The sequence below is a fragment of the Kribbella sp. NPDC051586 genome, assembly GCF_044453965.1.
Classification (GTDB): Bacteria; Actinomycetota; Actinomycetes; order Propionibacteriales; family Kribbellaceae; genus Kribbella.
The window spans coordinates 1,152,432-1,178,519 of the sequence record NZ_JBITDF010000001.1 but is presented as its reverse complement, the minus strand read 5'-3'; the positions used below and the strand labels follow the sequence as shown (position 1 = coordinate 1,178,519).

General features: G+C 68.5%; 28 protein-coding genes. 15 read left to right on the top strand and 13 right to left on the bottom strand.

Annotated features, from left to right (window positions below):
- Positions 1-85: 85 nt before the first annotated feature.
- Positions 86-535 carry a YdeI/OmpD-associated family protein gene (locus tag ACIA58_RS05805; RefSeq protein WP_396402430.1) on the top strand — a complete coding sequence of 150 codons (450 nt, stop codon included), beginning with the start codon at positions 86-88 and terminating at the stop codon, positions 533-535.
- Here the strand turns inward: ACIA58_RS05805 and ACIA58_RS05800 are convergent.
- From ACIA58_RS05800 to ACIA58_RS05785, 4 genes are all read right to left on the bottom strand, one after another.
- Positions 532-2,994 (bottom strand): glycoside hydrolase domain-containing protein, encoded by a 2,463-nt coding sequence (locus ACIA58_RS05800; RefSeq protein ID WP_396402429.1) that lies wholly within the window; start codon positions 2,992-2,994, stop codon positions 532-534. The genes ACIA58_RS05805 and ACIA58_RS05800 overlap by 4 nt on opposite strands.
- 87 nt (positions 2,995-3,081) lie before the next feature.
- Positions 3,082-3,612, bottom strand: a complete 531-nt coding sequence (locus ACIA58_RS05795) for a M23 family metallopeptidase (protein ID WP_396402428.1) — start codon at positions 3,610-3,612, stop codon at positions 3,082-3,084.
- 230 nt (positions 3,613-3,842) lie between these two features.
- Entirely contained in the window at positions 3,843-4,430 is a 588-nt protein-coding gene (locus tag ACIA58_RS05790; RefSeq protein ID WP_396402427.1) for a hypothetical protein, read from the bottom strand.
- Positions 4,431-4,614: 184 nt separating this feature from the next.
- A complete protein-coding gene (locus ACIA58_RS05785) occupies positions 4,615-6,852 on the bottom strand; it encodes a HelD family protein (RefSeq protein WP_396402426.1) in 2,238 nt (745 codons plus the stop codon).
- A gap of 128 nt (positions 6,853-6,980) precedes the next feature.
- On the opposite strand from ACIA58_RS05785, the gene ACIA58_RS05780 reads away from it, so the two are divergent.
- The 4 genes from ACIA58_RS05780 to ACIA58_RS05765 all read left to right on the top strand — a co-directional run bounded on the left by ACIA58_RS05780 (position 6,981) and on the right by ACIA58_RS05765 (position 10,241).
- Positions 6,981-8,102, top strand: coding sequence for a M4 family metallopeptidase (locus ACIA58_RS05780; RefSeq protein WP_396402425.1), 1,122 nt, complete (start codon positions 6,981-6,983; stop codon positions 8,100-8,102).
- Between the two features lie 31 nt (positions 8,103-8,133).
- Entirely contained in the window at positions 8,134-8,520 is a 387-nt protein-coding gene (locus tag ACIA58_RS05775; RefSeq protein WP_396402424.1) for a hypothetical protein, read from the top strand.
- A 44-nt stretch (positions 8,521-8,564) separates the two neighbouring features.
- Positions 8,565-9,092, top strand: a complete 528-nt coding sequence (locus tag ACIA58_RS05770; RefSeq protein ID WP_396402423.1) for an NADPH-dependent FMN reductase — start codon at positions 8,565-8,567, stop codon at positions 9,090-9,092.
- A gap of 129 nt (positions 9,093-9,221) precedes the next feature.
- Positions 9,222-10,241 carry an LLM class flavin-dependent oxidoreductase gene (locus ACIA58_RS05765; RefSeq protein WP_396402422.1) on the top strand — a complete coding sequence of 340 codons (1,020 nt, stop codon included), beginning with the start codon at positions 9,222-9,224 and terminating at the stop codon, positions 10,239-10,241.
- Between the two features lie 88 nt (positions 10,242-10,329).
- Here ACIA58_RS05765 and ACIA58_RS05760 read toward each other — a convergent pair whose 3' ends face one another.
- Positions 10,330-10,836 (bottom strand): Lrp/AsnC family transcriptional regulator, encoded by a 507-nt coding sequence (locus ACIA58_RS05760; protein WP_396402421.1) that lies wholly within the window; start codon positions 10,834-10,836, stop codon positions 10,330-10,332.
- A gap of 122 nt (positions 10,837-10,958) precedes the next feature.
- Here ACIA58_RS05760 and ACIA58_RS05755 point away from each other — a divergent pair, with 122 nt between their 5' ends.
- From ACIA58_RS05755 to ACIA58_RS05735, 5 genes are all read left to right on the top strand, one after another.
- Positions 10,959-12,110 (top strand): trans-sulfuration enzyme family protein, encoded by a 1,152-nt coding sequence (locus tag ACIA58_RS05755; RefSeq protein ID WP_396402420.1) that lies wholly within the window; start codon positions 10,959-10,961, stop codon positions 12,108-12,110.
- Between the two features lie 91 nt (positions 12,111-12,201).
- Positions 12,202-12,558, top strand: a complete 357-nt coding sequence (locus tag ACIA58_RS05750; protein ID WP_396402419.1) for a helix-turn-helix domain-containing protein — start codon at positions 12,202-12,204, stop codon at positions 12,556-12,558.
- Positions 12,559-13,551, top strand: a complete 993-nt coding sequence (locus tag ACIA58_RS05745) for a pyridoxal-phosphate dependent enzyme (RefSeq protein WP_396402418.1) — start codon at positions 12,559-12,561, stop codon at positions 13,549-13,551. It abuts the gene before it with no gap.
- Positions 13,552-13,598: 47 nt separating this feature from the next.
- Positions 13,599-14,288: a phosphotransferase gene (locus ACIA58_RS05740; RefSeq protein WP_396402417.1), complete on the top strand. Its 690-nt coding sequence runs from the start codon at positions 13,599-13,601 to the stop codon at positions 14,286-14,288.
- A complete protein-coding gene (locus tag ACIA58_RS05735) occupies positions 14,285-14,677 on the top strand; it encodes a GNAT family N-acetyltransferase (RefSeq protein WP_396402416.1) in 393 nt (130 codons plus the stop codon). The genes ACIA58_RS05740 and ACIA58_RS05735 overlap by 4 nt, the downstream gene beginning before the upstream one ends.
- On the opposite strand, the gene ACIA58_RS05730 is transcribed toward ACIA58_RS05735, so the two are convergent.
- Positions 14,664-15,539 (bottom strand): hypothetical protein, encoded by an 876-nt coding sequence (locus ACIA58_RS05730; RefSeq protein ID WP_396402415.1) that lies wholly within the window; start codon positions 15,537-15,539, stop codon positions 14,664-14,666. The genes ACIA58_RS05735 and ACIA58_RS05730 overlap by 14 nt on opposite strands.
- Positions 15,540-15,641: 102 nt before the next feature.
- On the opposite strand from ACIA58_RS05730, the gene ACIA58_RS05725 reads away from it, so the two are divergent.
- A complete protein-coding gene (locus ACIA58_RS05725; RefSeq protein WP_396403313.1) occupies positions 15,642-16,844 on the top strand; it encodes an MFS transporter in 1,203 nt (400 codons plus the stop codon).
- A gap of 35 nt (positions 16,845-16,879) precedes the next feature.
- On the top strand, positions 16,880-17,803 hold the full coding sequence (locus ACIA58_RS05720; protein WP_396402414.1) for a DMT family transporter: 924 nt from the start codon (positions 16,880-16,882) through the stop codon (positions 17,801-17,803).
- Here the strand turns inward: ACIA58_RS05720 and ACIA58_RS05715 are convergent.
- On the bottom strand, positions 17,725-18,417 hold the full coding sequence (locus ACIA58_RS05715; RefSeq protein ID WP_396402413.1) for a TetR/AcrR family transcriptional regulator: 693 nt from the start codon (positions 18,415-18,417) through the stop codon (positions 17,725-17,727). The genes ACIA58_RS05720 and ACIA58_RS05715 overlap by 79 nt on opposite strands.
- Before the next feature lie 47 nt (positions 18,418-18,464).
- Here ACIA58_RS05715 and ACIA58_RS05710 point away from each other — a divergent pair, with 47 nt between their 5' ends.
- The gene (locus ACIA58_RS05710) at positions 18,465-19,376 is read left to right on the top strand and encodes an SDR family oxidoreductase (protein WP_396402412.1); all 912 of its coding nucleotides are present in this window, start codon (positions 18,465-18,467) and stop codon (positions 19,374-19,376) included.
- 11 nt (positions 19,377-19,387) lie between these two features.
- Here the strand turns inward: ACIA58_RS05710 and ACIA58_RS05705 are convergent, their stop codons facing one another.
- The 3 genes from ACIA58_RS05705 to ACIA58_RS05695 all read right to left on the bottom strand — a co-directional run bounded on the left by ACIA58_RS05705 (position 19,388) and on the right by ACIA58_RS05695 (position 21,851).
- The gene (locus tag ACIA58_RS05705) at positions 19,388-20,029 is read right to left on the bottom strand and encodes an MBL fold metallo-hydrolase (protein WP_396402411.1); all 642 of its coding nucleotides are present in this window, start codon (positions 20,027-20,029) and stop codon (positions 19,388-19,390) included.
- Positions 20,030-20,178: 149 nt separating this feature from the next.
- Positions 20,179-21,135: an Abi family protein gene (locus tag ACIA58_RS05700; protein WP_396402410.1), complete on the bottom strand. Its 957-nt coding sequence runs from the start codon at positions 21,133-21,135 to the stop codon at positions 20,179-20,181.
- A 119-nt stretch (positions 21,136-21,254) separates the two neighbouring features.
- Positions 21,255-21,851: a LysE/ArgO family amino acid transporter gene (locus tag ACIA58_RS05695; RefSeq protein WP_396402409.1), complete on the bottom strand. Its 597-nt coding sequence runs from the start codon at positions 21,849-21,851 to the stop codon at positions 21,255-21,257.
- Between the two features lie 73 nt (positions 21,852-21,924).
- Here ACIA58_RS05695 and ACIA58_RS05690 point away from each other — a divergent pair, with 73 nt between their 5' ends.
- A complete protein-coding gene (locus ACIA58_RS05690; RefSeq protein WP_396402408.1) occupies positions 21,925-22,824 on the top strand; it encodes a LysR family transcriptional regulator ArgP in 900 nt (299 codons plus the stop codon).
- Here the strand turns inward: ACIA58_RS05690 and ACIA58_RS05685 are convergent.
- On the bottom strand, positions 22,763-23,980 hold the full coding sequence (locus ACIA58_RS05685) for an FAD-dependent monooxygenase (RefSeq protein WP_396402407.1): 1,218 nt from the start codon (positions 23,978-23,980) through the stop codon (positions 22,763-22,765). The two genes, ACIA58_RS05690 and ACIA58_RS05685, sit on opposite strands and share 62 nt — an antisense overlap.
- Positions 23,981-24,078: 98 nt before the next feature.
- On the opposite strand from ACIA58_RS05685, the gene ACIA58_RS05680 reads away from it, so the two are divergent.
- Positions 24,079-24,678: a TetR/AcrR family transcriptional regulator gene (locus ACIA58_RS05680; RefSeq protein WP_396402406.1), complete on the top strand. Its 600-nt coding sequence runs from the start codon at positions 24,079-24,081 to the stop codon at positions 24,676-24,678.
- On the opposite strand, the gene ACIA58_RS05675 is transcribed toward ACIA58_RS05680, so the two are convergent.
- The gene (locus tag ACIA58_RS05675; protein ID WP_396402405.1) at positions 24,662-25,531 is read right to left on the bottom strand and encodes a hypothetical protein; all 870 of its coding nucleotides are present in this window, start codon (positions 25,529-25,531) and stop codon (positions 24,662-24,664) included. The two genes, ACIA58_RS05680 and ACIA58_RS05675, sit on opposite strands and share 17 nt — an antisense overlap.
- Positions 25,528-26,034, bottom strand: coding sequence for a GNAT family N-acetyltransferase (locus tag ACIA58_RS05670; protein WP_396402404.1), 507 nt, complete (start codon positions 26,032-26,034; stop codon positions 25,528-25,530). Before ACIA58_RS05670 ends, ACIA58_RS05675 begins: the two co-directional genes overlap by 4 nt.
- Between the last annotated feature and the right edge of the window lie 54 nt (positions 26,035-26,088).

Here is a 26,088-nt window from a genome sequence, read left to right as displayed (position 1 = left end):
CCCTCTCCACTGATCTCTGACGCCCGGTACGTCGGAACCAGCGCGCCGGTCTCGACATGGCCTGGTGGACTCGGATGATGGTGAGATGAAGTTCACCGCCGAACTGCTGTCCACCGGGACGAACACCGCCGGCTTCGAGGTGCCCGAGAGTGTCGTCGAGGCGCTCGGAGGCGGCGGACGGCCGAAGGTCAGCGTGACCGTCGAAGGATTCACGTTCCGGACGTCGATCGCGCGGATGGGCGGGCGGTACCTGCTTGGTTTCAGCGCGGAGCGGCGTGCCGAAGCGGGAGTCGCGGCCGGCGAAGTACTCGAGGTCGAGGTCTCGCTCGACACGGCTCCGCGGGAGCTCGAGGTGCCGGAGCCGTTGGCTGCCGCGCTCGCGGCCGATGCGAAGGCGCAGGCGTTCTGGGAGACGTTGAGCTACAGCAACCGGCAGTGGCATGTGCTGCAGGTGACGTCGGCCAAGACCGACGCCACCCGCGAGCGACGTGTCGAGAAGTCGATCGGCATGCTCCGCGAAGGGCGGCCCCGCTAGTAGACCTCGATGTCGTCGAGGAACACCCCATCGGCCGCCTTGGTGAACGTGCGGGTGAAGGCCACCTTCACGTGCTGGGCGCGGACCGGCGCGAAGCGGACCTCGAAACGGTTGCCTGAGGCATCGTTCGGCCGGGTCACGCCGCCGCGGTCGGTCCAGCGCTCGCCGTCGTCACTGGTCAGCACCCGCACCGTGTCGGGACGATAGCCCGAGAACTCGACGTACCCCTGGACGTCCACCTGGCGAACGGTCTTGCGGGCGCCGAGGTCGAAGCCGACGTCGAAGGACTTCGTCTCGCCGTCGGCGCCCTGGATCACGTACGGCCGGCCGTCGCCCCAGTTGTCCGAGATGACGCCGTCGGTCGACTCCAGCCCGGTCGAGTCCGGGAACCCGGCCGGCGGCGTCCACGACTTCGTGTACGTCCGTCCGGCGACCAGATTCTGCTGCGGGAGCTTGGCGCCCGCGACCTTGAAGCTGATCAGCCCGTCCGACTGCAACCGGATGTACCGCGCCTTGGCGTTCAGCCCGACGAAGTCCTCGCCGCCGTTCGCCGCGGTACGACGAGCCGCGTCGACCCAGTTCACGCCGTCGTAGGACGTCTGGATCGTGTACTCCGCCGGATGCTGAGCGCCCCACTTCAGGAACACGCCGTCGACCTGGTACTGCGAGCCGAGGTCGGCGCCGGCCCCGACCTGAGCGGCGAGCTCGGGCGCGTGGATCGGACGTCCCGCGGCGGCGTCGAGCACGAGTGAGCGGATGCGGTCCAGGTAGGTGACATCGCCGGTGAACGTGCCCGGCGTACTGGCCAGGGCCTTGGCCAGGTCGGTGGCCAGATCCGGGTGGGTCTTCTTCAGGATCGACACGACCTCCCAGTCCTCGATCCCGTCGCGCATCGACTCGAGGCGGATGGTCCGCTCCAGGAGGTTGTGCTCCTTGTCCGGGTTGACCACCCAGTAGTCGCCCTTGACGTCCTCGTCGTCCATCGCGATGTTCCAGTTGTTGAACGCCCAGTGCAGGTGGCCGTTCGCGTTGCGCGCCGCGGCCAGCCAGCCGATCAGCCGCTGGTAGTACTCCGGCTGGTCGATGAACCGGTTGAGGAAACCGAGGGTCGGGATGTTGCAGTTGTACAGCCACAGATCCTTGCCCGCGGCCCGTGCGTCGTCGAACGGCTTCGGGTTCGACTCGTAGTTGAGCAGGTTGGGGATCGTGATGTCCTCGCGCTGACTCACCTCGGACGCGACCGGGTCGTGGAACGTGGCGTCGCCGATCTTCACCTCCGGCCAGACGGCCTTCACCTTGTCGAAGATGCCGTTCCAGCCCTCACGGCCGGAGTCGCCCTGCGGCTCGTCGCCGATGTGCATCCACCACTTGTCGGTCCAGCCCATCTGGTGGACGTGATCCCGCAGCGCACCGACGTACTGCTGGATCCAGCGGTCTGCCTCGGGGGAGGTCCACGGGACGTACTTCTTCACGGTCTTGCCGTCGGCGTCGCGGGCCAGGGTCTCGACGTCCCAGTGCGTCCAGTAGTTCGGGCCGCCGTTCACCCAGAAACCCTCGAGCCGGCTGACCGTGCCGCGGTCGGTGAAGAACTTCACCACCTGGTCGACTTTCGACCAGTCGAAGTGCACCGTGCCGTCCGGGTCCACCGTGGTGTTGCCTGCCTCGAGCAGGGTGGCCATCGGCAGCGTCAGGTTGTTGTTGCGGTAGTCGCGGCGGAGATTCGCGTAGTCCTCCATGAGCTTCCACCACTTGGGCGTGAACGGCGAGAAGCCGTAGTTCGCCAGCATCGTCTCGACCGGTGGCTCCTGGTACGACACCGTGCCGAAGAACAGCGTCCACTCGACGTCGGTGAACCCGCTGTCCTTCGCATCCGGGATCGTCACCGGGCGGACGTCGATCGAGAGCGGGAGTACTTCGGTGCCGCGGTCGGTCTCGATCCGGACGAGGCCGCGGTAGACGCCGCCGTTGACGGTCTTCGGCACGTGGATGCGGACCCAGATCGGCTGCGTGGTGTTGGCGGGGACCGTGGTCGACGGCGAATTGGACAGGCCGTCCGGGAAGTCGTCCGGTGCGGGGCGGCTCGGCGCGTAGACGTACTGGTTGCCGCCGAACACCGAGTTGTGGTTGAGCGACGTGTACTTGACGAAGTTGTAGGTCAGGTTCGCCGTGGGGATCAGGCCGACGGTCGAGATCAAGGGCGTGAACGTGACGCGCTTGATCGTGAACTTCTGGTCCCGCCGGATGACGACCTGCCCGGCCTCGAACTCGTTGCGCGCGCTGTCGAGGGCGAGCGCCGTACTGCCACCGGTGTCGGACGGGAGGGAGTCTTTGAAGACGTGGGTCGACGCGCGGGCGGCCCACACCTGGGTGTGCGGTGCGGCGCTCTGGGCGACGGACGGGATCTGCGAGGTGGCCATCGCGGCCGCCACCACGGCAACAAGCATTCTGGACGGTTTCATGGCGGAGAAACCTCCTGCGATCGGGTGGTCCCTCATTCTTCGACGCTGGATCGCTGCGGCCAATCAACCTGACTAGACCACTGGTGTTCAGCAGTACGAGCGGCATCCGCGGTCTACGCCGTACGCGCGCCGGGCGACCCCGACCGTCTTGACGGGTGAGAGTTGGCCGCCGTGGTGCCAGCTGTTCAGGAACTGCTGCGGCGCGACGGCACCGCGGCGGATCCACCAGCTGCCTGGTTTGGTCGGCCAGCTGATACCGAAGTGCAGATGCGGCGGGGTGACGCGGGCGCTGCCGGTCTTCCCCGTCCGTCCCAAGGTCTGGCCGGCGTGGACGGTCACTCCGGGACGGATCCCGGGTGCGATCGCCGACAGGTGCGACCCGTAGTACCGGACGCCATCGACCCCAACCACAGACACCGAAAGGCCACCGCGATCGGGTCCGCGGTTGGTCTTCGGGTCCCAGTTGTCCACGCGAGTGACCTCGTCAACCCTGCCGTCAACAGGCGCAACGAAGAGACAGCCGACCTTCGCGAAGATGTCGGACGCGGGGTAGTCATGGTGACTCTGCGAGGCGTCTGCTCTACAACCCCCAACAGGAAATACATACCGCTGAACCACCGACACAGGCTGCGAACGCACCGGCTGAGGAGGTCGAACACTCGGCCCAACGCTGCGAGTCACAGCTGGGCTACTCGGTGGCTGAGAGCCTGTGGACGGTGTCGTTGGCTGTGGTGTGGGCGCGGCGGTGGGTTCGGCGCGGTCGAAGACGCCGGCCGCCGACAACGCGAACAACCCACCACCGGCGACAACCACCACCGCCGCCAGAAAGACCACCCAGACCCGCCCCGTCACGGATACCAGAACGAGTTGACCGCCACCGATGAGTACACGGTTTCACACGGTATCCCGTTCTTGTCGGCATCCATCCGATCCGGCATGCCGTAGTACCACCAATACCGGACGGCCTCCGCGTAGGAAGCACCTCGCGCGGCCAGGTCCCGGCAGTACAGCCCGGCCGACCAGAACACGACGCCGCTGATCTCACGGCCGTTCCAGTAGGCGGCGACATCGCTGCGCGGATACACGGTCTCGCACGGAATTCCGTTGCGGTCGGCATCCATTTGGTTCGGCTGCCCGTGCAACCGCCAGTAGTCGATCGCGGCGACGTAGCTGTATCCCTTGGCATTCAGGTCCCGGCAGAACAACCCCGCCGGCAGCGACCGGACATCCCCGGCCGCCGGGGCCGGCGCCGACGTACCTTGCACCGACGGCTTCGGTACGACGGTCCGCGTCGTTACCGGCGCCGGGACGGCCGGCGCCGAAGCCGCCGCGACCGGTGTCGACGGCGGCGTGCTCGTCGCCCGCGTCGCCGGATCGTCCTTCGTCATCAACACCACGAGCCACGCCAGCAGCACCAGGATGACGCCGACCGCCACCCCTCCCAGAGCCGCCAAGGTCGCGTTACCGCGCTCGTTCCACCGGTGACAATGCGTGCGTGTATACGGTTCTCCATTCATGATTCCCCCCGCAAGCCATTGAAGCCTCGTCACTCTGCGTCGTCCACAGGTCGAGGCGGAATGCGCTCGTCCACTTGTGCGGGTGGGCGGCGTTGCGGAGGCGTCAGCCCCAGGCGGGTGAGTAGCGGAGGGTGTCTGGGAGGGTTCCGATGACGCCTAGGCGTTGGGTGCAGCGGGTGAGGGCGACGTAGAGGTCGCGGAGGCCGCGGGGGGACTCGACGACGATGCCGTCGGGGTCTACGACGAGGACCGAGTCGAACTCGAGGCCTTTCGCCTCGCGTGCGGTCAGGACGGAGACGCCGCTGAGGCCGTCGACCGCCTCCTCGATCAGTTCCAGGCGGTTGCGCGACGTGATCACCCCGACCTCGCCGTACGCCGTCTCCTCGGCCGCCATCTTGTACACGTACAGCGCCTGCTCGGCCGCGGGTACGTCGGCGTGCCACGGCTTCACCCCGGTGGAGCGAACCGATTGCGGCGCCCGCGCCGACGGGTCGACCTCACGCAGTACGTCGTTCGCCAGGTCCATCACCTCAGCCGGCGTGCGGTAGTTCAGCGTCAGCTCGGCCAGCCGCCAGCGATCGCCGAACGTCTCGCCGAGCGCACTCGCCCACGAAGTCCCGCCGCCGATCGAGCTCGTCTGCGCCACATCTCCGACCACCGTCATCGACCGCAGCGGGCACCGCCGCGCGATCGCCCGCCACGCCATCGGCGACAGCTCCTGCGCCTCGTCGACGATCACGTGACCGTAGGTCCATCGCCGGTCCGCCGCGGCCCGGTCGGCCAGCGTCCGGTCGTCGTCGGCCTCGTACCGCTCGGCCAGCGCCTCCGCGTCCAGCAGGTCCTTCGCGGTCAGGATCTCCGCCTCGTCATCGTCGTCCCAGTCGGTCGAACCCGAACCGCTCAGCACGTCCAACGCCCCTTGCGCATAAGCGATTGCGCGCGCCCGAGCAGCTCGCTCCCGCGCCGCCTCGGTGCCGTCGTCACCGAGCAGCTCCGCCGCTTCGTCGAGCAGCGGTACGTCGGCCGGACTCCAGTCGTCGCCGTACCTCAACAGGTGTTCGCGATCCAGCTCCGACAACTGCGGCGCCGCCGACGCCAGCCGGTCCTCGTCGCCGTACAGGTCCTCGAGCAGCTTCTGCGGACTGAGCAACGGCCACAGCTGCTCCAGCAACGCCTGTACGCCGGGCTCTGCGAGCACCTCCGCGCGCAGCTCAGCTAGGTCATAGTCGTCGAGCAGCTGCTCACCGTCGAGCGGATCGGTGCCGATCAGCTCGGCGTACTGGTTGGTCAGGTAGTCGGTGAATTCGTTCAGGATGAACGGCCGAGCCTGGTTGTGCGTCAGGCCGCGATTGCGCACCCGCGCGTGCGTCTCCGCGCACACGGACGGGTCGAGCGTCAGCTCGGTGCGCTCCACCGTGACGCGAACCGGCTGCTCCGGGATCCACTGCCGGTCGGCGACCGCCTTCGCGATCACGTCGGCCATCACCGTCCGGCCCTTCACCTCGGCGCTCTCCGGCGGCTCCGGCCGGGTCGCGTTCAGGCCGGGGTACAGCTCGGCGATCGTCACCAGGCGTACGCCGTCCTCACCGAGCGAAGGCAGCACCTGCCCGATGAACCGAAGGAACGCCGCATTCGGCCCGACGACGAGAATTCCGCGCTTTTCCAGCTGCTCACGATGCGTATACAACAGAAATGCCGCCCGGTGCAGCGCGATCGCGGTCTTACCAGTACCTGGACCGCCCTGAACAACGAGGATTCCGGGCAGTTCGGAACGGATGATCCGGTCCTGGTCGGCCTGGATGGTCTGGACGATCGACTCCATCCGGCCGGTGCGGCGCGCCTCGAGCGCCTTCATCAGCACGGCCTCGCCGATCACCCCGGTGCCGGGCTTGGACGGGTCGGCCGCCTCCCGGCCCAGATCGAGCTGCTCGTCCTGTACGTCGACCACGCGGCGCAACCGGGTCTGGATGTGCCGGCGGCGGACGACGCCGTGGTTCGCCACCGCGGTCGCGATGTAGAACGGCCGCGCTGCCGGGGCGCGCCAGTCCACCAGCAGGGGTTCGTAGTCCTCGTCGTGCAGGCCGATCCGGCCGATGTGCAGGATCTCGTCGTCGGCGGTGTCGAGGCGGCCGAAGTACAGGCCTTCCTCGGCGGAGTTCAGCCTGGCCTGGCGGAGCTTGAGGTCACGGATGCGTCCGTCGCGCTGGTGCAGGGCCTGCGCGTTGCGGGTGTGGACGAGCTGCTCGTCGTCGGTCCGGGCATCCGTGCGCTCGCGCTCGCTGTCGAGCGCGGCGTAGAACGTGGTCAGGTAAGCCTGTTCGGCATCGACCGGATTCGGCAATTCAAACCCCTTGTGTTAAAATGCGTCCGGTTGGCTTTCAGGCCGCATTTCGGTGTTTCTGGAAATGACGCCGCGCGCGGCAGCCACAAATCCTTGAGTTTATCCCTTTGCGGGGTTTTCCTGTAGTGGTGTTCCACTCGATCATCCCGCCGTACCTGCTCGAGCAGCTCGAGCGGTCCGCGAGCGACCCCAGTCTCCGTGCCCGGTTCCGGCAGTCGTTGCAGCACGACGCCGTACTGCGAACGCGGCCCGCCGCCCGCCGGGAGGCCGTGACGGAGGCCGCGGACGGCCGGCAGCGCAAGGTGTACGACGCCGAGCACGGCACCGACCTGCCGGGCACGCTGGTCCGCTCCGAGGACGACGACCCGGTCCAGGACAAGACGGTGAACCAGGCGTACGACGGCACCGGCGCGACCTGGACGCTGTACAAGGAGTGCTTCGGCCGCGACTCGATCGACGACGCGGGGCTCGCGCTCATCTCGACCGTGCACTACGACCGCGGGTACGACAACGCGTTCTGGGACGGCTCGCAGATGGTGTTCGGCGACGGGGACGGCGAGGTGTTCGGCAACTTCACCGCATCGATCGACGTCACCGGGCACGAGCTGACCCACGGCGTCACGCAGTACACGGCGAACCTCGCGTACGACGGCCAGTCCGGCGCGCTGAACGAGAGCATCTCCGACGTGTTCGGATCGCTCGCCAAGCAGTACGCGGCGGGTCAGAGCGCGGCGGATGCCGACTGGCTGATCGGCGCGGAGCTGCTCCTGCCCGGCGTCCAGGGGGTCGCGCTGCGATCGATGAAGGCGCCCGGCACGGCGTACGACGATCCGCGGCTGGGCAAGGATCCGCAGCCGGCCGACATGTCCGGGTACGTCGACACCGAGGACGACAACGGCGGCGTACACATCAACTCGGGCATCCCGAATCGTGCGTTCTACCTGGTCGCGACGGAGATCGGCGGCAACGCGTACGACGACGCCGGCAAGATCTGGTACGGCACGCTGACCTCGGGCAATCTCTCGGAGACGGCGTCGTTCAAGGAGTTCGCCGAAGCGACCCAGGCCACCGCCCGCGCCCTCTTCGGCGACGACTCCGCCCAACTCGCCGCGGTCACCAAGTCCTGGCAGACCGTCGGCGTCCTCGAAGACCAGACCACGCTCATGAACGCCGCCCAGTCATCGCTCGAGCCATCTGCCCCACCCTCCGCGCCACCATCTGTCCCGTCCCCGCCCGGAACAGATGAGTAGAGCCTGGCTCTGGCCTGCCAACGCGGTCGCGATGTCCGCAACCATCGCGGCCGCCGTCGTCCAGCCGATCGTCGTCCTCTCGGTGCCGTGCGATGCGTCCGTCTGCGATGCCCACGGCTACTTCACGATCTTCGCCACGGTGCCTGCCGCCGGTGTCGTGGTCGTCGCCCTGGTCGCGCTCGTCCTTCTGGTGATCAGCCGCCGGGCCGGCTTCGGCGCTGCGCTGGGCGCGGCAGCCGCGTGTGCGGCGTTGTTGTTCTGGAACGGCGACTACGTGCCGGGCGGGGTGCGTTGGCCGATCGCCGCGTTGACGGCGGTGGTCGCCGTGCTGGCCTTCGCCGGGCTGCGGCTTGCGCCGGACCGGGCGCGGCGGCAGCAGCCGGGGCTGGAGGAACCGCCGTACCCGTCCCTCGGGTGAGACGGTTTGACCTGAAGTCTTGTTGAGGTATTAGCGTCGTTGGTGTGACCGTTCATCCGCTGCGCCTCGTCGTGCTGACGCGCAATCTGGACAGTGGGCGGTTCGGGACCGCGGTGACGCGTTGGTTCGCGCGTGAGGTTGACCGGGCGGACGAGTTCAAGCTCGATCTCATCGATCTGAGCGCGACTCCGCTGGCGGAGCTGCCGAAGCGGATCGACGACGCGGACGCGGTCATGATCGTCACGGCGGAGTACAACCACGCGTATCCGGGCGACGTGAAGACGGCGATCGACGCCGTACGGCGGCCTTGGTACGCGAAGCCGGTCGGATTCGTGGTGTACGGCGGACGGTCGGGCGGACTGCGCGCCGCCGAGCAGCTCAGACTCGTCTTCGGCGAGCTGCACGCGGTGACGATCCGCGACAGCCTCGGCTTCCGCGAGGAGGACTTCACCGCCGAGGGCCACCCCACCGACCCGACCACCTCGGCCGCCGCGGCCGCGATGCTCCGCCAGCTCGCCTGGTGGGCCCGCTCCCTCCGCGACGCCCGGGCGAACACGCCGTACCCCGGCTAGGCGGATCTCCACGCCATCACAATCGCGGTGGTCTGCGCGGTCCACGCTCAGCCGGCGCCGGCGCGGCAGATTGAGATGGGCTGGGGATCCGGAGGAATAGGTCGCCCACGGCGGGGGTTGCCCATGGACGTGAGCGCCGAACCGATGCCCCTGTCCGTGCTCGACCTCTCGCCGGTGCCGTCGGGCACGCGGCCGTCGGAGGCACTGCACGAGACGCTCGAGCTGGCCCGGACCGCGGAGGCGGCCGGATACGACCGCTACTGGCTGGCGGAGCATCACAACATCCGCAGCGTGGTGAGCACGAGCCCCGAGGTGATGATCGCCGCGGTTGCCGCCGCCACCTCGAGCATCCGGGTCGGATCCGGCGGGATCATGCTGCCGAACCACTCGCCGTTGAAGGTCGCGGAGACCTTCCGCGTCCTTGGCGGGCTGTACCCGGACCGCATCGACCTCGGCATCGGCCGGGCGCCGGGCACCGACCAGCGCACGGCGCTCGCGCTGCGCCGCAGCCGTGAGGCCCTCGGTGCTGACGACTTCACCGAGCAGTACGCCGAACTCCGCGCGTACGTCGAGGGCTTCCCGGCCGGGCATCCGTTCGAGCCGATCAGCGCCCAGCCGGACGACGTACCGCTCCCGCCGGTGTGGATCCTCGGCTCGAGCACGTACGGCGGTCAGGCGGCGGCCGCGCTCGGGACCGGGTTCGCGTACGCCGGGCACTTCGGGACGCTTGACCCGGCCGGCGTGATCTCGGCGTACAAGGAGAACTTCCAGCGCCTCGAGCACGACGGTGAGCCGCAGGCGATGCTCGCCCTGGCCGCGATCGTCGCCGAGACCGAGGAACGCGCCCAGGCCCTGGCCCGGGCGAACGCCCTCTCCATGCTCCGCCTCCGCTCCGGCCGCCCGGGGCCGCTTCCTTCGCCCGAAGAAGCCGCGTCCTACCCGTGGTCCGAGGCGGAAGAGGCCGCGGTCGAGGAGTGGGCCGGCCTGGTGTCCGTCGGCACGCCCGACCAGGTGGCCGCCGACCTCCTTCGCCGGGCCAAGTCGGCCGGCGCGGATGAGCTCATCATCACCACGAACATCCACGACCCTGCCGAACGCCGCCGCTCCTACGAGCTGCTGGCGGCGGCCTGGGGGCTGAAGCCGCGCTGATCGCGGACCTCCAGCACTCATCAACCCCGCGTCGAGCGGGCCGTACCCGCTCGCCTCAGCCGCACGCTACCGGTTCGGGCGAGGTTGGTCAGTGGTGCGCGTCCGGCATCCCTCGGATGTGCTCGAAGATCAGGCTGGTTTCCGCATGGGAGACGGCCGGGTCCGCCGTCAAGTGGTCGAGGACGAACTCCCGGAGCGCGTCCGGGGTGGCTGCGCTGACGTGGAGTAAGTAGTCGTTGGCTCCGCTGACATGGAACAGCGAGAGCACGCCCGGAAGCGTCGGCACCTTCGTCCGGAAGCGGTCGATCTCGTCGCGCGAGTGGGCGCCGATCCGGATCGCGATCAGCGCCTGCAGCGGCTGACCCAGCGCGCCCAGATCCACGTCGGCATGGAAGCCGCGGATCACCCCGCGCTCGCGGAGCGACCGCACGCGGGTGAGGCACGTCGACGGCGCGATCCCGGTCGCCTCGGCGAGGGCGTTGTTCGCCATCCGCCCGTCGGCGGTCAGCAGTCGCACCAGCTTCCGGTCGACCTCGTCGAGCCCGCCCGGAGCCGGTCGCGGAGCCGGTCCAGGGCTCCGACGATCCTTCGGCATGCCCTCACTCTAGGGCCCATCCACAGAATCCACAGGCTGTGGATGACACTGTGGACGAATTTTCTTCGGAACTATTGCACTAATCCCGCAGAAGATTCCAAGCTCCCGGTGAGGAGGCAGCCATGACCCAGCTCGACACCCGTTCGGTCCACGCCGGTCGCGACGACCTGGCCGCTCTCGGCGTCCACGTCCCGCCGATCGACCTGTCCACCACGTATCCGCTCCCCGACGTGAACACCGGCGGAGCGTCGTACGACGCGCTCGCGGAGGGGCGCGGCCCGGACGGCGGCAGCCTCGTCTACCAGCGCCTGTGGAACCCGACCGTCGCCCGCTTCGAGGAAGCTCTTGCCGAGCTCGAGCACACCGACGGCGCGGTCGCCTTCGGCTCGGGCATGGCCGCACTCGCCGCCTGCCTGCTCGCGAGTGTCGCCGCGGGACGTCCGCACGTGGTCGCCGTTCGGCCCCTGTACGGCGGCACCGACCACCTGTTGTCCACAGGCCTCCTGGGGACAACCGTGACTTACGCACAGCCGGGCGAAGTCGCCGGAGCGATCCGCCCCGACACGGGTCTGGTGATCGTCGAGACGCCGGCCAACCCGACCGTGGCCCTCGTCGACATCGCCGCCGTCGCGTCGGCGGCCGGCGGCGTACCCGTGCTTGTGGACAACACCTTCGCGACGCCGGTCCTGCAGCAGCCGGCCCGGCACGGGGCGAGCCTGGTGTTGCACTCGGCAACCAAGTACCTCGGCGGTCATGGTGACGTTATGGGTGGCGTCGTCGCGGCCGGCGTGGAGTGGGTCGGCCGGCTCCGGCAGATCCGCGCAGTAACAGGGGGCCTGCTGCATCCGTTGGCGGCGTACGAACTGCACAGGGGACTGCAGACGCTGCCGGTGCGGGTACGGGCGCAGCAGGCAACCGCAATCAAGGTCGCGGACTGGCTGTCCGCCCAGCCGACGGTCGAGCAGGTCTACTACCCCGGCCTGACCGACTCCCAGCACCTCATCGGCCGCCAGCAATCCGGTCCTGGGGCCGTGCTCGCCTTCACCCTGTCCGGTGGATTCGAGGCCGCGTCCCGGGTGGCTCGCCGGTTGCGGCTCATCACCCATGCGGTCTCACTGGGCGGCGTTGACACCCTGATCCAGCACCCCGCCGCGCTGACGCACCGCCTGGTGGCCGCCGAGGCCAAGCCGTCGGACGGACTGCTCCGCCTGAGCCTGGGCCTGGAGGACCCTGAGGACCTCACCGCCGACCTCGAGCAGGCGCTCACCTGGTGAGCAGGAATCTGCTCAGGGCATATCTGGCGCGGAGGACCCACAAGGGATGGCACACTCGGTATAGGACATCCGGAGGCGAGGAGGGCCAGACGTGTTGCTACGCCAGGTGATCGGGAACGTCTTCCGCCGCTTGCGGCGCGAGCGGGGGATCACCCTGCGCGAGCTCGCCGAGCTGGCCCAGGTGTCGGTGCCCTACCTGTCCGAGATCGAGCGCGGCCGCAAGGAGCCCTCCTCGGAGATCCTCGCCGCGATCTGCCGCGCGCTCGAGCTGGAGCTGTCCGACCTGCTGGCCGAGGTGCAGTTCGACCTGGCGACCGCAGTACGGTCCACGCTGCCGGTCCGGCTGCAGACCGCCGCGATCCGGGTCGAGGACCGGTCCGTGCAGCGGATCCCCTCGGGGCCCCGCGCGTACTCCGCTACGGCCCAGGCGTTCGCACTGGTCGCGTAGTTGGCGCACTGGTACGACAACCCGGCCGCAAGGTCCTGGCGTACGACGCCTGCCCCGGCCGAGGTGCTGGCGTTCCACCAGAGCCTCCCGGCCTACCGGCCCACCCCGCTGACCCCTGTCCCGGCTCTGGCCGCCGAGCTGGGGGTCGGGCGCGTGCTCGTGAAGGACGAGTCGCATCGGCTCGGGCTGCCCGCGTTCAAGGCGCTGGGTGCGTGGTGGGCGATCCATCGCGCGCTGCAGGATCGCCCGGGCGCTTCCGAGCTGGTGACCGCGACTGACGGTAACCACGGCCGCGCCGTCGCGCGCCGGGCGGCGATGCTCGGCCTGGCGGCTCACGTCTTCGTTCCGGACGTGGTGAGCGATGCGTCCGTGGATGCCATCCGGTCCGAAGGTGCAGCGGTGACCGTCGTGCCCGATTCGTACGACGGTGCGGTCGCCGAGGCGGCGTCGTACGCGGGGGAGGATCGCCTCCTGATCCAGGACTCCGCCTGGCCCGGGTACGAGGTGATTCCGCAGTACATCGTCGACGGGTACTCGACGCTGTTCCGGGAGATCGACGTCCAGCCTGACCTGGTCGTTGTCCCGATGGGCGTGGGCTCGATCGCGCAGGCGGCCGTGACGCACTACCGCAGTGGTCCGGTGACGCCCGCCCTTCTCGGTGTCGAGCCGGCCAGCGCATCTTGTGTGACCACCAGCCTGCTCGCCGGTGAGTTGCTCTCGATCCCGACGGGCAAGACTGTGATGGCCGGCCTGAACTGCGGTACTCCGTCCAGCCTCGCTTGGCCCGTACTGCGCTCGGGTCTGGACTACTCCATCACCGTCGAGGACGACGCGGCGCTCCAGGCGGTCGACGACCTGCAGACGGCCGGCATCTCGTCCGGACCGAGCGGTGCGGCCACCCTCGCCGGGCTGCGGGTGGCGCGAGATCGGCTAAATCTGATGGAGGACAGCACGGTTGTCCTGATAAGCACTGAGGCGTGCGTACTCACATAAAGCGGCGAGAGCCTGCCGTCCCTGGCTCGATTCCGGACGTCTTGCAGATGTTCGAATCCGAGGTGCGGTTCTATCGGGAGATCGCGCCGGTCGTCGGCGTGCGGGTGCCGGAGTGCTATCAGTCGGAGTCGGGGCCCGAGGGGACTCTGCTGGTGCTGGAGGACCTGTCGGACTGGGCGGCTGGTGCAGAGCCTGGCGCCGCGGCGTCGGTGCTGCGCGAGTTGCACGACCGGTGGGCAGGACGGGCGCACAACGAGTGGGGATGGTTGCGTCCGCTCGGTGCTGGGGAACAGTTGGTTGCCGAGCTCTATGACCGGAGCTGGCCCGAGTTGGCTGGGCGGTCTGATCTGTCGGCTTCGGTGCGTTCGTTCGGCGAGGGCCTCGTTGGCCGGGTGGTTGAGGTCGAGACGGCCGTGGGGCAGGCGGGGGCGCTGACGTTGGCTCATGGTGATGCCTCGGCGCAGAACATGCGGACCGGGCCTGACGGTGTGGTGGCCTTGCTGGACTGGGAGGACGTGTCGGCGGCGCCGGGGATACTGGATCTCGCCTGGTTCCTGGTCTCGTCGGTGGAGCCCGAGCGCTGGCAGGAGGCGTTGACCGCCTACGGGACCAGCGACGGGCTCAGTGCGGTCATGCCGTCTGTGATGGTTCAGGGGTACCTGAGTGCGTCTGACCTGCCCGATGGTGAGGCTGTGGGCTGGAACGCTCGCCTCGAAGCTGCCTTGGAGCTTCTGTGAAGTACGTCGTGCGGTTCCCGGTGGACGACCAGGAGTTGTCCGCGCTGCACGCAGCGGCGTTCGAGAGCGAGCCCGAGGTGGACGCCTGGGCGGAGCGGTTGGAGCGGTGGGCGCTGACCTGGGTCGGTGCCTTTAGCAACGAGCAGCTGGTCGGGTTCGTGCAGGTGTGCTGGGACGGCGGTGCGCACGCGTTCGTGCTGGACACCGCCGTACACCCGGACCACGGCCGGCGAGGTATCGGCAAGCAGCTCGTGCTGACCGCTGCCGAGGAGGCGCGCAGAGCCGGCTGCGAATGGCTGCACGTCGATTTCGAACCGCACCTGACCGCGTTCTACCTGGACGCGTGTGGCTTCCGCCCGACCGACGCGGGGCTGCTCAAGCTCCGGTGACCGTCAGGCCCTCGGTGGAGATGCAGGAGGTCAGGCAGCGTTCCTTCGCGTCGCCGAGCAGGTCCGCGGTCCACGTGGTGAAGCCGCCGTCGCCCAGGCCCGCGCCGGCGCGGTCGATGCCGAGCGCGGTCCCGGCGTAGTAGCTCCCGCTCTTGGTCCGGTCCGTGTCCTCGGTGAACGCGACCCCGAGCGCCGGCCGGACCGTGTCCTCGATCCGGTCCCGCAATGCGGACTCCTTGAACGCCGTGAAGCTGAGCTCGGCCTTGTCGCCAAGTACGTCGTGCCAGAACCGCAGGTGGTCGATCAGCAGCTCGGCCTCCGTCCGGCACGAGCCCGTGTCGCGGGCACTCGACACCAGCACGAACAGCTCGAAATGCGCGGACATCCCGGGCCCGTCGAACTGCTGCGCCCGAACCACCCGCTGACACGCCGCCAGGTGCACACGATCCTGCCCGGCCCGACGGCGTACGGCGGCCTCGATCGCCAGCTCGTTGGTCGGATCGCTCGCGACCTCGGTACCGCGGATGGTGCTGACGACCTGGTGCTGGTTGATCGTCGCGATCGCCGAGCACGTGCCGAGCGGGGTCACCGGGGACAGCTGGACACCTTCGAACTTCTCCGGCAGCGACGCCCACAGGCGTTGCTGCGTCTTCACCAGCTCGCGCGGGTCGATGGTCGACGGTCGCACGAACCGGTCCTGCTGCCAGCGCTGCAACAGCCGCGCCGGTGTCACCTTGGCGGCCCGCGCGCGGGTCACGTCGAGCAGCACCGACTGCAGCTCCGACTGGCTCAATCCGTTGACGAGGGCGTCGCGGCTGCCCTCCGGCAGCTTCGCCCAGAACCGTTCGCTGACCTGTCCCATCGCCCTACTCTGACCGATATTTCAGCTGATGCGCGCGTCATTTTCGCGTATCTTCGCTGTATGAGACTGCCGAGTCCGCACCTTTGACGCACTGATCGAAGTCTGTTCGCCCGGGTCATTGCCTTCGAGGCGCTGCACGACTTCATCCCGCTCTACCCGCTGTACCAGTTGCTGTTCGCCGATCACGGACTGTCGGCTGCCCAGATCTCGACGCTGTTCGTCATCTGGTCGGCGACCGGCTTCGTCCTCGAGGTGCCGTCCGGCGCCTGGGCGGACACGTACTCGCGGCGCAAGCTGCTGATCCTCGGCGCTCTGATCAGCGGCCTCGGGTACACCGCGTGGATCACGCTGCCGTCGTTCACCGGCTTCGCGCTGGGCTTCGTCCTCTGGGGCACGTCGTCCGCCCTGATCTCCGGCACGTACGAAGCGTTCGTGTACGACGAGCTTGCCGCGCGCGGCCGCACCGAGCACTATGCGACTCTGCTCGGTCGCGCCCGCTCGGCGTCCTTCGTGATGAACCTGGCGGCGACCGCTCTCGCGACACCGCTGTTCAACCTCGGCGGCTACGTCCTGGCCGGCGTGGTGAGTGTGCTCAGCTGCCTGGCACAGGCAGGTGTGGCCTGGTCGTTGCCTGAGGCGCGCGCCGTCGAGGACGCCCGCGAGTCGGACGAGCCAGGTGCTCGGGCGGCGTTCGGCAACTACCTCCACATGCTGAGGTCGGGCGTGGCGGAGGTGCTGACGAGCCGGCTGGTGCGGCGAGCCGTTGCGCTGGTGGCCTTGCTGGGCGGATTCCTCGCGTTCGACGAGTACTTCCCGTTGCTCGCCCGGGAGACCGGTGCGGCGACCAGCGTGATCCCGCTGCTGATCGCCGGAACCGTTGCTGCACAGGCGATCGGTGGTGCGCTGGCCGGTTCGGTGTACAAGTTGCCTGCCGCAACCTTCGCGGTAGGACTCGCGGCCACTGCGGTGCTGATCGCGACCGGAGCGCTGAGCGGGTCGGCGTGGGGATTCCTGCCCATCGCTGTCGGCTACGGACTGATGCAGTTGGTGATCGTGGTGTCGGAATCGCGGTTGCAGGATGCGATCACGGGTCCGGCGCGGGCGACCGTGACGTCGGTGTCGGGCTTCTTCGCGGAGATCTTCGCGATCGCGGTGTACGGCGGGTTCGCGCTCGGGTCGATCTGGTTCACGATGTCGGTGCTGGTCGCGGGACTGACGATCCCGGTCCTGCTGACGGCGTTCGTCGTACCCTTCGCGCTGCCGGCGCCGCGTAATTCGGCGGACGCCGAAGTGTCCGGGTCCTAACCTCACATCATGAGCAGAGACGGCGTTACATCAGTATGAGGAAACAGGGCGCGCTGGCTGCCGCGGCGGTGACGGTGGTGTTGTGGGCGTCGGCGTTCGTGGCCATCCGCCATGTCGGCCAGGAGTTCTCGGCCGGTGCGCTGTCGCTCGGGCGGTTGCTGGTCGGCAGTGTGCTGCTGGGGATCTTCGTGTTCACCCGGCCGCGGCGCTGGCCCGCGAAGGGTGACTGGAAGTTCCTGCTGGCGTGCGGCCTGCTCTGGTTCGGTGTGTACAACCTCGCGTTGAACGAGGCCGAGCGCCACCTCGACGCCGGTACGACGGCCATGCTCGTCAACATCGGACCGCTGCTCATCGCGTTGCTGGCGGGTGTTCTCCTCCACGAGGGCTTCCCGCGGCAGTTGGTGATCGGGAGCGCGGTGGCGTTCGCCGGGGTGGTTCTGATCGGGCTCTCGTCGTCCAGCGGCAGTGCGGAGACGTGGGGCGTCGTACTGTGCCTGGTGGCCGCGGCGGCGTACGCGATCGGTGTCGTCTCCCAGAAGCCGCTGCTTGCGCGACTGCCTGCGCTCGAGGTGACCTGGTTGTCGTGTGTGATCGGGGCCGTCGCGTGTCTGCCGTTCGGGCCGACGCTGGTTCATGAGGTCGGCGACGCGCGGCCGTCGACGATCTGGTGGGTCGTGTTCCTGGGGGCCTTCCCGACCGCGATCGCCTTCACCACCTGGGCCTACGCGTTGGCTCGGACGACTGCGGGCCGGATGGGCGCCACGACGTACCTCGTCCCGCCGATCACGATCTTCCTCGGCTGGCTCCTGCTCGGCGAGAGCCCGGCGCCGCTCGCCTACGGCGGTGGGGTGCTGTGCCTGGTCGGTGTCGCGATCTCGCGCTACCGGCGCCGGGCCGTGGTCGCGATGCCCGCAGTCAGCGTGGAGAGCCCGGACTCGAATCCGCTGTCGAAGTCGTAGGCGAGACCCTCGACGCCGAGCCCGCCGACGATCCGGCTCAGCGTCGGCGCCTTGTCGGCAGGCAGGGCGCGGACCCGGGTGAGCAGGTCGGGCGCCAGCTCGAACGTCTCCGAACGCACGGACGCCTCGCCGAGGCTGAACCCGTGGATGAAGTCGATCAGCGTGTTGGCCGCCTCGAAGATCTGCCGCGGTGACAGGCCGGCCCGGTCGAGCGCGCGGTAGAACGGCTCCATCGTGACCACGACGACGTCCGAGACCGCGGACGTGTCGGACAGGACCTGCAGCGCCAGATTCGGGTGCTGGCGGAGGCCGTTGCGGTAGGCCCGGGCGGCCTCTTTGAGCTGCTCGTCCCACGGCACGGCGTCGCCGGGATCCGGTAGCTCGAGCCCCGCGAACACCAGCTCCGCGAGGCCGGCCAGTACGGCGGCCTTGTTCGGCAGGTGGTGGTACAGGGACATCGGGTTGACCTTCAGCGTCGCCGCGAGTCGCCGCATGGTCAGCGCGTCGATGCCCTCGTCGTCGACGATCCGCAGCGCAGCGGTCAGGATCGCCTCCCGGCTGAGCCGCTCCTCCCCGGCGCGGGGGCGCCCGGAGCGCTTGCCGACGGTATTCATACGCCGTATGGTACATAATCGTACAGCGTATGGATTATGGAGGCGTGATGAAACCGTTGGCGGGCAAGGTGGCGCTGGTCGCCGGGGCGACCCGGGCAGCCGGACGCGGGATCGCGGTCGAGCTCGGTGCGGCCGGCGCGACCGTGTACGTGACCGGCCGGACCACCCGGAGCCGGCAGTCGGAGATGAAGCGGCCGGAGACGATCGAGGAGACGGCCGAGCTCGTCGACAAGGCGGGCGGGCGCGGCATCGCCGTACCGGTGGATCATCTCGATCCGGCCCAGGTGCGTGAGTTGGTGGCGCGGATCGAGGCCGAGCAGGGCGCGCTGCACATCCTGGTGAACGACATCTGGGGGCAGCACGGCGAGCCCGATTGGGACAAGACTGTCTGGGAGAGCTCGCTCGAGAGCGGTCTGCGGTTGCTGGAGCTGGGGGTGAACACGCACGCGATCACCAGTCACTTCGCGCTGCCGTTGCTGATCAAGACGCCTGGCGGGCTGGTTGTCGAGATGACGGACGGCACCAACGAGTACAACGCCTCGAACTATCGCGTCTCGTTCTTCTACGACGTCGCGAAGGGAGCGGTCAGCCGGATGGCGTTCGCGCTGGCGCACGAGTTGAAGCAGTACGACGCGGCCGCCGTATTGCTCACGCCGGGGTGGTTGCGGTCCGAGGCGATGCTCGACGGGTTCGGCGTACGCGAGGAGAACTGGCGGGACGCGACATCGAAGGTCCCACATTTCGCGATCTCGGAGAGCCCGTCGTACGTCGGCCGCGCGGTGGCGGCGCTCGCCGCGGACCCCGACTTACGACGGTGGAACGGCAAGTCGACGTCGAGCGGTGAACTCGCGCAGCTCTACGGCTTCACGGACCTCGACGGCAGCCGGCCGGACGCGTGGCGCTACATCGCCGAGGTCGAACAGGCGGGCAAACCCGCCGACACCACGGGCTACCGCTAGAGGTTGTACGGCTAGAGGTTGTACGGCGGGCAGACGTCGTCGCCGGTGCCCGCGGCGGCGACTGGCATGGCGTCGGCCGACAGCGCAGCATGCGGATGCGCCGCCGCGATCGGGATGCCCATCGCGGCCGCCATCGCCAGCACCTCACGCCGAGACGTCACGGCTGTTGCCGGATCCCGCTCGTACACATACGTGAGCTCCGGCCACCGAGCCTGCGCGGGATGCACCAACACGTCACCACCGAGCACCGCTCGATCCGTCACCACCGACTGATGCCCGGGCGTATGCCCCGGCGTAGGCACCAACCGCATCCCGCGCAGCGCAGTCTCACCCTCCACCACCCGCAACTGCCCAGCCTCTTCAATCGGCCGGATCCTGCTCAGGTACGTCGACCCGCCGCGCACGTGCTCAGCCTCGTCCCGCTGCACGACATACTCCGCCCGCGGAAACGCCGGCCGCACCCCATCCGAAGCCCACCCCACATGATCCAGATGCACATGCGTCAAAACGACCGCATCCACATCCGCCGCCCCGACCCCCACGCGCTCCAGCAACCCCGGCAACCGCCCACTAACCCCCAACCACTCAGCAGCCTCCCCTCCCGCCGGCCCAACCCCCGCATCCACAAGCACCACACCCGCATCCGACCGCACCAAATAGCTATGAAAATGCAGCAACCACCCACCCCCACGAACATTCCCCGGCACCACCTCCCCGGTCCACTCCGCCTGCCCCACCCCCCAACCAGGCAAAGCCTCCGAAACCCCCTCCGGAAACACCGCCACCGCATCACACAACACCGTCACGTCCACGGCCAACACCCGTCCCACCCGACCGGAAACCCCATCTCCGACAAACTGCGCCCACACCCAGGCACCTCAACCCCCACCAACTCCCGCAACCCCACAACCCAGTCCCCCCGCCCAACCCGCTCCAATAGAAACGCGAGGACACACAGCGTGGAGTAGATCCGGTGGTGGGACACCTCAGGCCGGCTGAGGTGCCGAAGCTCAGAGATACTCGCGAGCTGTCGAGAACCGATCTTGTTGACCATGTGCCGGTTCCAGAGCCGGGAGTGGTGTGCACAGATGTTGCGGACGTAGTTCAGTACTCGCAGCCAGTTGCCCAGGGTGTGTCCGTTGCCCTGTCCGGCCTGATCGACGATGTCGAGCTCGCGTGCGATCGAGTTGCGGTCAGCGGCTTTCAGGCCGCGGTACAGATGTGCTGTGGAGCCGAAGTCGAGGATCTCGGTGACAACCCAGACCGGCAGACGGCCGTCGTACTTCCGCTGGAAGTGCACGACGAAGTCCTCCGACGATCGTCCCTGCGCATCCAGCACCTTCGCGATCCACGCGTCGTACATGCTCCGGCGTCCGCCGGCGGGCTGGGTGAACTGGCCGTCCAGGTTGGCCGGGTCGAGATGCGCGTACGCGCCGCGTTTGCCCAGGGTGAAGCCGATCATCACTCGAAGCGCGATCTCGACTCGCTCGATCGCATCAAGGACATGCAGTTTGAGCCGCCGGTCGGCGTCGTACAGCCGGACGACCGTGGCGAAGTTGGTGCCCGCGACGAATTGGTCGTCGCGTTGTCTCGGACCGAGCTGGCGACGGTACGGGTACCAGTAGCCGCTGAGTCGGTAGTAGCCGATTGCGCTCAACAGCTGAGCGGCAGCGGCAGGATCGTCGATGACCATGCCTCTGCTCTGAAGTAGCTGGACCTGGGCATCGAAGGACAGGTGTGGCTTGACGTAGGAAGTCACGTGAATCCCCCGGAAAAGACGACCAGCCCGTGCCCGAGCGGGCAGAGGGGCTGGTCTTGCTACGCATAGTTTATCCGAGAGTGCGGGTGGCTACCAACTGAGATCTGGGCCTGTGGATATCAGGGGAGGAGCATCCACGTCGCCAGGGTGGCCATGATGAGGGCTATTGCGGTGTCGAGGAATTGCCAGGCTCGTGGGCGGGCGAAGGCTTTGGTGAGTTTGCCGGAGGAGAAGCCGAGGGCGAAGAACCAGGTGAAGCTGGCGGTTACGGCTCCTAGGCCGTAGAGCCAGCGGCCGTCGGTGCCTCGTTGGTTGGCCAGGGAGCCGAGCAGTACGACGGTGTCCAGGTAGACGTGCGGGTTGAGGTACGTGAAGCCCAGGCAGGTGAGTACGACGCTGCGGAGGGCGGCGGGGGCGTGGTCGGCGGGGGTGATCGCGCCGGGGTTGAAGGCACGCCTGGCGGCCAGGGCGGCGTAGGTGTAGAGGAATGCGGCGCCGCCGAACTTGGCGATGTCGAGGGCGAGTTGGCTGCGGGTGAGGAGGGCGCCGAGGCCGAGGATGCCGCTGGAGATCAGGAGTGCGTCGGAGAGTGCGCAGGTCAGGACGACCGGCAGGACGTGTTCGCGGCGCAGGCCCTGGCGGAGGACGAAAGCGTTCTGGGCGCCGATCGCGACGATCAGGGATATCGACGTGGCGAATCCGGCGAGGAGGGGCATGTCTTCGACGGTAGGTAATCGGGCTGCTTCAAACCAGCTAAAGATTCTGAAGTGGCATTAGGATTGCTTCATCATGCAGTTCGACTCCGTGCAGCTCGAGACGTTCGTGGCGGTCGTCGACGAGGGCAGCTTCGACGCCGCCGCCCGGCGGTTGCGCGTCACGCCGTCCGCGGTCAGCCAACGGATCAAGGCCCTGGAGAGCCGTCTAGGTCAGGTCGTCGTGATGCGCGGCAAGCCGGCCAGAGCGACCGCGGCGGGTGCGGCGCTGCTCCGCCTGGCGCGCCAGGTCTCCTTGCTCGAGCTAGAGGCGATCGCCGCCGTTCGCGGCACGGTCGACGCGCAGCGGATCCCGCTCGCCGTGAACGCGGACTCGCTCAACAACTGGTTCCTGCCGGCGATGCTCGACCTGTCACGGACCCACGACGCCCGGTTCCTGGTGCACCAGGAGGACGAGGAGCACTCGGCGGAGTACCTCCGCAACGGCACGGTCCTGGCCGCGGTGACCGCCGATCCGCGACCGGTCCAGGGCTGTCGGGTCGTGCCGCTCGGCAAGATGCGGTACCTGCCGCTCGCGACCCCGGAGTATGCCGAGCGCTGGCTGACCGGGAAACCGTTGCCGGAGGCCCTTGCCGAGGCGCCGATGGTGGTGTTCAACGAGAAGGACGTGCTGCAGCACCGGCTGGTGCGCAAGGTGACCCGGCGCAAGCTGGATCCTCCGTCGCACGCGATCCCGGCGTCCGCGCCGTTCCACGAGGCGGTCCGGATCGGCCTCGGCTGGGGGATGATCGAGGACCAGCTCGCCGGCCCCGAGCTGGCCGCCGGCCGTCTGGTAGAAGTTGCTCCAGGCAAGTACATTGACGTGCCGTTGTACTGGCAGCACTGGAAGCTCGAGTCCGGCATCCTCGACGCGCTCACTGACGCCGTCCTGCGCGCGGCCGTGGCCGGCCTCCGGACGAATCCTCGTACGTCGTGAGCTCGATCGCGTTGCCGACCTTCAGCGACATGTCCCGGATCACGTTCCGCCATGGCAGGTACGGCATCGCCCGGAAGGTCAGGTTGCGCAGCTTCATGAACCACCTGCTCGCCGGGATGAACCACATTGCCCCGTCGACCGCCTGCTTCTGACAGGCCACCACGAAGTCCCTCATCCGCACGTCGTACGCCGCGAACGCCCGCTCGTGATCCCCGCCGGCCGCGTGCAGCTCACCGGCCAGCACGTACGCGCCCACGACGGCCAGGCTCGTACCCATCCCGGACAGCGGCGAAGCGCAGTACCCGGCATCGCCGACCAGCGCGATCCGGCCGCGTGAGTAGCTGTCCAGCTTGATCTGGCTGATCGAGTCGAAGTAGAAGTCCGGCGCGGTCCGCATCCCCTCGAGCAGCGTCGGCACCTCCCAGCCCAGGTCCCTGAACTGCTCCTCGACGATCGCCTTCTGCGCCGGCACGTTCCGCCGGTCGTACTTCAGGTCCGAGGAGGTGAAGTAGAACAGCGCCTTCGCCTCGGTGTTGTTGCGGGCACTGTAGGTGCCGACGGTCTTGCCTGGCACGTTGAAGATCTGACCGTTGTGGTCGAGGTCGAGGTGGTTCGCGACCGTGCAGACCGAGGCGTAGTACCCCAGGTCATGGATGTACGACGACTCCGCGCCGAACGCCAAGCGCCGTACGTTCGAGTGCAGCCCGTCCGCCCCGATCACGAGGTCGAACCGCCGACGTAGCCCGCTCTCGAACACCACGTCGACCCCGTCCGCGTCCTGGTCCAGCGACGCGATCGAGTCGTCGAACAGGTACTCCGTGCTGCCGTTCGTCAGGTTGTAGAGGATGTCGACCAGATCGCCGCGGAGGATCTCCAGCTCGCCGCTGAACGCCTCGGACGAGGTGGTCGCGGCTGCCTTGCCGGACTCCTTCACGTACGTCATCGTGCCCATCCGGGTCGCCTTCTCCTCGACCTCGGCCAGGATGCCCATCCGCTCGAGCACGGTCATCGACGCGCCACGGAAGTCGACCGCGTAACCGCCGGATCGCGGCGCCGCAGCGCGCTCGACCACGGTCGGGGTGTAGCCGTACCGCTGCAGCCAGTACGCCAGGGCCGGACCCGCCACGCTCGCGCCGGAAATCAGAACTGTCGTCATCGGAACCCTCCAGAAGTAGTTGCTGTGCCACGACTGTACGACGGTCTTAGACAAACGTGCAAGACATTTGTGTGAGACGGGCGTGTTAGAGTGCTGGCATGGGTAACCGCGAGGCGCTGGTCGAGGGCGCGAAGGCGTGTCTGCTGGAGAAGGGCTACAGCCGGACGACCGCGCGCGACATCGCGACCGCCGCCGGGGTGAGCCTGGCCGCGATCGGCTACCACTTCGGGTCCAAGGAGACGCTGCTCAACGAGGCGCTGCGAGCGTTGCTGACCGACGAGTGGGCGACCGCGGTGAGCGGTGGCGAAGGCTCCGCAGATGTCCGTGCGGTCCCCGGCGGCCCGCACGAGCAGTTCGTTGCGACCTGGCGTCAGGTCATCGACAGTCTGTCCAACCCGCGGCTGCGGGCGTTGTGGGCGACGCAGTTCGAGGTCCTCAGCCTCGGTGCGAGCATGCCCGAGCTGGTGTCGGAGCTGACGAAGATGCAGGGTGAGGCGCGCGAAGGTCTGGCGCACATGTTCGGCGGCGTCGATCCGGATGCCGACCCCGAGGAGGTCCAGGCGATCGGCTCACTACTGCAGGCGATGCTGCTCGGAGTGGTCGCGCAGAGCATGTTCGATCCGGACAGCGCACCGACCGGCGACCAGCTCGCTCAGTCGCTCCGCACGCTGGCCGACCGGATCAGTCCCAGCGCATAGCCATCGGGTTGTCCGCCGGGATCAGCCCGGCCGACATCAGTACGGCGCTCATCGGGCGTACGGCGTCGTGCAACTCGCCGGTGAGGTCGTCGCCCAGCGCACGCCAGCCCTGATCGGCCAGCGCGTCCGTCGTCTCCTCCACCTGCTGTCGCAGTGCCCGCCCGGCGTCGGTGAGCGTGCCATCAGCGTCGAGCAGTCCGCGGCTCGCCAGATCGTCCGACGCGGCAGCCCATTCCTCGTCGCTCCACCGGCGGTTGAGCTGGAAGACCTCTTTGGCCGGGCCGCCTGCGGCGGAGATCGTCACCAACGCCTGACACGGACTGAGCTCGGCCGCGACCAGCGCTGCGACATGTCCGTCCCCGCGAGACTCGCGCAGGATCGTGGTCGCGTGCCAGAGCACGAGATGCGGCTCGTCCGGCCACTCCAGCGCGGCGTTGGCCGCCGCGATCGGCCGCCCGGCGACCGGCGCGAGTTCGGCCGCCCGGCGAGCCAGCTCGGCCGCCCGCTTGACGGCTTCACCAGACCATACGGTTTGGTATGGCGGCGCGTCGGGGAACAACCGGCGTACCGCGTTGTCCACAGCCGTCAGGCGTGCGTCGAGGAGCTGGGCCGGGGTTGCGTAGGTCCACGCGTCCGGCAGGGAACGGGCGACCATCGCCGGGTGGAAGTTGTAGAACACCGCGGCGACGAACTCCGGGCCGACCGCGCCGAGAGGCGCCGCGCGGCAGCCGAAGTAGCTCATCCAGCCGCCCTTCAGCCCCAGCGCGTCGGTCGCCTTCCGCGTCTCCGGGGAGAAGTACGTGACCGCGTGATACGGCTCGAGCGCCTTCCACATCCGGCGCGCCCTGGTCATGGCAGTGGACGGTACATGACATGCAGGCCGACGTACCCGAGGGTGGGATGGTCGAAGGCTTCGGGAACGGTGCCGGCGATGCGGAAGCCGAGTGCCTGCCAGAGGTGTACGGCGCGCGCGTTCGTCTCCACGACCGCGTTGAACTGGATCGAGCGGAATCCGGATCGTCCGGCCCACGCGATCATGTCCTCGCACAGCAGCCGGCCGACGCCCTTGCCGCGAGCCTTGCCGTCGACCATGAAGCTCGCGCTGGCCACGTGCGCGCCGGGACCGGGACGGTTCGGGTACATGTTCGCGCTGCCGAGAACGGTGCCGTCGGCATCGACCGCGACCGTGGTCCGCCCCAGCGGGAAGCTCATCGGCGACATCCACATCGCCCGGGCGTCCGCCTCGGTGACGTCGGGGTCATAGGTATACGTCTCGCGAGCGGTGACGATCTCGTGGAAGAACGGCCAGATGGCCGCCCAGTCGGCGTCGGTCGCGTTCCTGATCTGCACAGTCATCGTGGGAGAAGCATCACCTGATGTTCCCGGGATGCCAAGGGGAATCCCGATAGA

Excerpts from the sequence above, each read along its gene's own strand:
- ACIA58_RS05805 (WP_396402430.1), top strand. The coding sequence starts at position 86 with ATGAAGTTCACCGCCGAACTGCTGTCCACCGGGACGAACACCGCCGGC.
- ACIA58_RS05800 (WP_396402429.1), bottom strand. The coding sequence starts at position 2,994 with ATGAAACCGTCCAGAATGCTTGTTGCCGTGGTGGCGGCCGCGATGGCC.
- ACIA58_RS05775 (WP_396402424.1), top strand. The coding sequence starts at position 8,134 with ATGTCCGCAACCATCGCGGCCGCCGTCGTCCAGCCGATCGTCGTCCTC.
- ACIA58_RS05760 (WP_396402421.1), bottom strand. The coding sequence starts at position 10,836 with ATGCCGAAGGATCGTCGGAGCCCTGGACCGGCTCCGCGACCGGCTCCG.
- ACIA58_RS05755 (WP_396402420.1), top strand. The coding sequence starts at position 10,959 with ATGACCCAGCTCGACACCCGTTCGGTCCACGCCGGTCGCGACGACCTG.
- ACIA58_RS05740 (WP_396402417.1), top strand. The coding sequence starts at position 13,599 with ATGTTCGAATCCGAGGTGCGGTTCTATCGGGAGATCGCGCCGGTCGTC.
- ACIA58_RS05730 (WP_396402415.1), bottom strand. The coding sequence starts at position 15,539 with ATGGGACAGGTCAGCGAACGGTTCTGGGCGAAGCTGCCGGAGGGCAGC.
- ACIA58_RS05720 (WP_396402414.1), top strand. The coding sequence starts at position 16,880 with ATGAGGAAACAGGGCGCGCTGGCTGCCGCGGCGGTGACGGTGGTGTTG.
- ACIA58_RS05715 (WP_396402413.1), bottom strand. The coding sequence starts at position 18,417 with ATGAATACCGTCGGCAAGCGCTCCGGGCGCCCCCGCGCCGGGGAGGAG.
- ACIA58_RS05710 (WP_396402412.1), top strand. The coding sequence starts at position 18,465 with ATGAAACCGTTGGCGGGCAAGGTGGCGCTGGTCGCCGGGGCGACCCGG.
- ACIA58_RS05695 (WP_396402409.1), bottom strand. The coding sequence starts at position 21,851 with ATGCCCCTCCTCGCCGGATTCGCCACGTCGATATCCCTGATCGTCGCG.
- ACIA58_RS05690 (WP_396402408.1), top strand. The coding sequence starts at position 21,925 with ATGCAGTTCGACTCCGTGCAGCTCGAGACGTTCGTGGCGGTCGTCGAC.
- ACIA58_RS05685 (WP_396402407.1), bottom strand. The coding sequence starts at position 23,980 with ATGACGACAGTTCTGATTTCCGGCGCGAGCGTGGCGGGTCCGGCCCTG.
- ACIA58_RS05680 (WP_396402406.1), top strand. The coding sequence starts at position 24,079 with ATGGGTAACCGCGAGGCGCTGGTCGAGGGCGCGAAGGCGTGTCTGCTG.
- ACIA58_RS05675 (WP_396402405.1), bottom strand. The coding sequence starts at position 25,531 with ATGACCAGGGCGCGCCGGATGTGGAAGGCGCTCGAGCCGTATCACGCG.
- ACIA58_RS05670 (WP_396402404.1), bottom strand. The coding sequence starts at position 26,034 with ATGACTGTGCAGATCAGGAACGCGACCGACGCCGACTGGGCGGCCATC.